The sequence below is a fragment of the Polaromonas sp. P3_C2 genome, from assembly GCF_056402675.1.
Window position 1 is genome coordinate 1 of sequence record NZ_JBFUGX010000334.1, and the last position, 4655, is coordinate 4655.

8 protein-coding genes are annotated in these 4655 nt (G+C 61.4%); 7 read left to right on the forward strand and 1 reads right to left on the reverse strand.

Going from position 1 to position 4655, the window contains the following annotated elements; all coding sequences use genetic code 11:
• The coding region (locus AC1DWI_RS14325) for a PhzF family phenazine biosynthesis protein (protein WP_477725065.1) at nucleotides 1–638 on the forward strand (638 nt) is incomplete at its 5' end.
• Here the strand turns inward: AC1DWI_RS14325 and AC1DWI_RS14330 are convergent.
• A complete protein-coding gene (locus AC1DWI_RS14330; protein ID WP_477701847.1) occupies nucleotides 625–849 on the reverse strand; it encodes a hypothetical protein in 225 nt (74 codons plus the stop codon). The genes AC1DWI_RS14325 and AC1DWI_RS14330 overlap by 14 nt on opposite strands.
• Here AC1DWI_RS14330 and AC1DWI_RS14335 point away from each other — a divergent pair.
• From AC1DWI_RS14335 to AC1DWI_RS14360, 6 genes are all read left to right on the forward strand, one after another.
• Nucleotides 776–1819, forward strand: coding sequence for a serine hydrolase domain-containing protein (locus AC1DWI_RS14335; protein ID WP_477725067.1), 1044 nt, complete (start codon nucleotides 776–778; stop codon nucleotides 1817–1819). The genes AC1DWI_RS14330 and AC1DWI_RS14335 overlap by 74 nt on opposite strands.
• Before the next feature lie 187 nt (nucleotides 1820–2006).
• Nucleotides 2007–2477: a tetratricopeptide repeat protein gene (locus tag AC1DWI_RS14340; RefSeq protein WP_477671253.1), complete on the forward strand. Its 471-nt coding sequence runs from the start codon at nucleotides 2007–2009 to the stop codon at nucleotides 2475–2477.
• 159 nt (nucleotides 2478–2636) lie between these two features.
• Nucleotides 2637–3014, forward strand: a complete 378-nt coding sequence (locus tag AC1DWI_RS14345; RefSeq protein ID WP_477671252.1) for a DUF6632 domain-containing protein — start codon at nucleotides 2637–2639, stop codon at nucleotides 3012–3014.
• A 122-nt stretch (nucleotides 3015–3136) separates the two neighbouring features.
• Nucleotides 3137–3715, forward strand: coding sequence for a cupredoxin domain-containing protein (locus AC1DWI_RS14350; RefSeq protein ID WP_477671251.1), 579 nt, complete (start codon nucleotides 3137–3139; stop codon nucleotides 3713–3715).
• A gap of 110 nt (nucleotides 3716–3825) precedes the next feature.
• Nucleotides 3826–4155, forward strand: a complete 330-nt coding sequence (locus tag AC1DWI_RS14355; RefSeq protein ID WP_477671250.1) for a hypothetical protein — start codon at nucleotides 3826–3828, stop codon at nucleotides 4153–4155.
• Nucleotides 4156–4179: 24 nt separating this feature from the next.
• Nucleotides 4180–4655 (forward strand): enoyl-CoA hydratase-related protein (locus tag AC1DWI_RS14360; RefSeq protein WP_477725066.1); only part of this gene is annotated, 476 nt, incomplete at its 3' end.

Here is a 4655-nt window from a genome sequence, read left to right on the forward strand (position 1 = left end):
GCGCAGCACTGGCCCTTCAGCATGGCGATGGCGGCGCAGCACTGGCCCTTCAGCATGGCGATGGCGTGTTTGCGCTGACCCTGAACCAGGCCAGCATCACGGTTGAAGGCCGGCGCAACGGGGAGACGATCACCGCCGCGCTGCAATCGCCGCCCACGCGCAGCCAGGCTGCCCCACAGCCGCTGGTGCTGGCCACCCTGGCGCTGTTCGGCTACACACCGGATGACCTGGACCCGCGCATTGCCCCCGCGCTCGCCCATGGCGGCGCAGACCATCTGGTACTGGTTCTGAAGAGCCGCGACAAACTGGCGACCATGCAATATGACCTGGACACGGGCCGCGAGTTGATGAACAAGGCGGGGCTGGTGACCATCCTGCTGGCCCATGCGCAAACTCCCCGGTTTTTTCACACCCGGAATCCGTTTGCTTCGGGCGGCGTGTATGAAGACCCCGCCACAGGTGCAGCCACAGCCGCTTTTGCAGGCTACCTGCGCGACCTGAAGTGGCCGCACGGCGGCGCCATCGATATCGTGCAGGGTGAAGACATGGGCATGCGCTCGTGCTTGCGCGCCGAAATTCCACCCAACCCCGGCGCCTCGATCAAGGTGTCAGGGACAGCGCGGGTCATGCACGACTGAGTTTGCCGTGCCCGCGAGAAACATCTCGCCTGGCACCAGAAGGCTCTTTGGTTTGGCGATTGATACAACCTTGCGCAAAGATTTGACCAAGAATGAAGCATTTTTTTCTTGCCTCCGTCACGGCCTTGCTGGTTTCGATGCCGGCAGCCGGATGGGCAACAACGCCGGCAGCCCCTGCGCCCGTCTTTCCGGCGAAGGCGTGGGAACCCATTTCCCCCACTTCACTAAGCCCCGCGTGTCATGAGCGCCTGGATGCTGCACGCGACTACTTGCGAACCCTTGATTCCACCGCAGTTCTGGCAGTGCAGGACGGCCGGGTGTTGTTCAGCTATGGCCCCGTCGATACCGTCAGCATCGTGTTTTCGGCTCGCAAAAGTGTGCTGGCGATGCTGTATGGGAAATATGTCGCAGATGGCACGATCGATCTGGAGAAAACACTGGCCGACCTCGACATTGACGACCTGGGTGGTCTATTGCCTCTGGAGCGCCAGGCAAAGTTGCGCCACCTTCTGACCGCGCGCTCTGGCGTCTATCACCCGGCGGCCAACACAGGCGATGACCTGGCATCGGCGCCACCGCGCGGCTCACAAGTGCCCGGCACTTATTTTCTGTACAACAACTGGGATTTCAACGCTGCGGGCACAGTCTTCGAGGCGCTGACAAATCGCAGCATCTACCGCACATTCGCGGACGATCTTGCGACGCCGCTGCAGCTTGAAGACTTCGACCTCGCTCGTCACCAGCGCACCGGGGACCTTACAAAGTCCCGGCACGCCGCCTATCATTTTTTCTTGTCAACCAGAGACATGGCGCGGCTGGGCTACTTGATGCTCCAACACGGCAATTGGCGCGGCCAGCAACTCATTCCCCCAGAATGGGCCACTCGAATCACCACACCCGTCACCGCGGCCGCGCAAATGCATCCGGCGCGCACGGCCAGCCGTCACTTTGGCTACAGCTACCTTTGGTGGACGCTGGAAGAGCCGGCCGATTCGCCACTAAGTGGCGCTTACATGGCCTGGGGCGTCCATGGGCAATACATCCTCGTGGTACCAAAGCACCGCATGGTCATCGCTCACAAGCGTCAAGTCCCTGTATCCGGCGACTGGAACGTGAGCTGGGTCAAACCGGGCGACTTTTTGACCGCGGTAAAAATGCTGACTTCAGCGCCCTGCCAGTGATCCCACGGCTGCCCAGCTTTCCCCATCAGATGAGAAATCAGCGAGCCTGCCATCGATCAAGCGCAGCCGCCGTGGTGTTTACAAATAAATTACAACTCGCCCTGCATCCGTTTTCCCTGTCATACCGTTTGTATAAGGTGCTGGTTTGCAGCGCGTTTCAATCAACTGATATCTCAAGGAGCCCGACATGAACACTTTTTCCATCCGCAACTTGGTCGCATTGCCCGTCATCGCCCTGGCCCTGGCCGGTGCAGCGTTGGCAGCCGACATCGAAACCACGCCAGCCAAAAACGCCCAGGTCGACGACTTCGCGGCGGGTAAAAAAGCCATCAGCGCCAAGAACTGGTCGGAGGCCGTGAGCAGCTTTAACAAGGTGGTGGCCAAGGACCCGAAAAATGCCGACGCCTACAACTACCTCGGCTATTCCAACCGCTGGATGGGCAAGTACGACGATGCCTTTGCCGCCTATGGCAAGGCGCTGGCGCTGGACCCCAAGCACAAGGGCGCGCTGGAATACTCGGGCATTGCCTATCTGAAGACCAACCAGAAAGCCCAGGCCGACGCGCAGCTGGCCAAGCTGCAGGCGATTTGCGCCACCTGCGAAGAAACCCGCGACCTGGCGAAGGCTGTGGCCGAGTACAAACCGGCTGCCAAGTAAACCGCCCTTGAACCGGACTGCCATTGCGGTGCCATGCGCGCTGCAATGGTTTCTTGTTGCCGTTCACCCCCAGGCCATGCCTCACGGGCTCTCACCTCCAGCGCACACGAGAGCAGGTTTCCGAAATGCGCGATTTCTGATGATCCGAAAGAGACAACAATGACTGACGCTGATCGCATCAAATACCTGCGCATTGCCCTGGTGCTGATAGGGGTGACGTTCACTTTCGGCTTGTGGCCGCTCACCGTCGTCTGGCCTTCAGGCTGGTCGTGGCATGCGGAAGGGCGTTCGTATTACCTGGAGATGATCCTCGCCCTTTATGCAACGCTGGGGATCTTCCTCATGCTCGCCGCCCGTAACCCTCTCTTGCACCGCAGCCTCATCTGGTTTACCGTCTGGTCCAGCATTGCACACGGCGGGGTGATGGCAGTTCAGTCGTTTCAGGGCCACCACAACATGGGGCACCTCTGGGGTGATGTCCTGGCGCTGTTCGCGGTGGCGGCTGTGCTGGCATTGCTGACTCCCCGCGAAGGTTAAGCCGAAAGAATCCCATGCCCAAGCTTATACGCCCTGCTTCCCGGATACTGCCATCTGCTCTGTTTTTCATAGCTGCTTGCGCACTACCCATATGGTCTGCAGCCGGAAACATTTCCATTCAAGTGCTCGACAAGGAAGGCAAGCCGGCGCCGGACGCCGTAGTCGTCGTGGTGCCTTCCGCCAAAACCGGGGCGCCCCAAAGCCCTTTGCCCGCCCAGGTGACGATCTACCAGGAAAAGATGCGTTTTGTGCCGGCAGTCAGCGTGGTGGCGCTGGGCGCCAAGGCCCAGTTCGTCAACAACGATCCGTGGGAACACCATGTGCGCGGCTCGGCCGCCGGCGCAGCGCAGTTCAACGCAACGCCGGGCGAGGGGTTCGAGCTCCGGCTCGACGGCAAGCCCGAAAGCAAACCTGCCAAAACCGCTGATGCCACTTTCAACAAGGCCGGCGCCGTGCTGCTGGGCTGCCACATTCACGGCTCGATGCGCGGCCATGTGTACGTAAGCGAGTCGCCCTGGGCCGTGCTGACAGGCGCCGACGGCGTAGCGCAGGTCGAGCAGTTGCCCGAAGGCGCTGCGCAGATCAAGGTCTGGCATGCCGACCAGTTGATCGACATCGCCCCGCAGGCCTATACCGTGACCGCGTCGCCCGGCAAGCTCACGCTGCAGCTGAGCGTGGTGCCGCGCCGCCGCCGGATTTAGCCGGCCGTATCCAGAAACCTTTCGAGGCTTTTTTTGCTTCTTTCAGGCCTTTCGGGCCGTTGACAGAAGCTTTCACGAAACTTACATTGAAGCTTCCGCACGGAGGCTTTATGTCTGACCCCTCTGACCCGTCCAAGGCATCACTACCTGCCCGGTCGCCGTACTGGCACCCCATCACGCTGGCACAGTTGCAACGCGTCAAGGACTGGCGCGAGGCGCAGCGAGCGGCGCACCCGCTTGAATGCCAGCTCTGGGAGATAGTGCTGACGGCCTGGGTGATGGGCTGGATGGGCTGGCTGCCGGCCTTTACCTTTGAGGCGGCCTGGGCCTACCCGCTGTGCGTGCTCGGCACACTGGCGCCGCGAATGTATGTCTATGTTCGGGCACGGGCGCACATTGCGCGGCGTCTCAGGTGTGACTGGCTGGACCTTGTGGCATAGAGAAGCCTCACTTAGAGTGGCGGCATGAACGCCACCCCCCTCCCCCCTCTTACCTGCTTCACCCTCAACATCACCGGCCACGTCGCCCACCTGGTGCTGAACCGCCCCGAGGCGATGAACACCATGCACCCGAGCTTCTGGCGCGAGCTGGATGCGGCGCTCACGCACATCCACAAGGCCGGCGAGGCGCGCGTGCTAGTGATCTCCAGCACCGGCAAGCACTTCAGCGCCGGCATGGCGCTGGAAACCTTTGGCAGCGACATTGCCATGGACGACAAAAGCCCCGAAGGCCGAGCTGCCATCTTTGACATGCTGGGCGACATGCAGGCCACCTTCACCAAGCTGGAGACGCTGCGCATTCCGGTAATTGCAGCCATCCAGGGCGGCTGCATAGGAGGGGCCGTCGACATGGTGACGGCCTGCTGCCTGCGCTACGCCACGGCCGACGCATTCTTCTGCATCCAGGAAATCAACATCGGCATGGTGGCCGACGTGGGCAC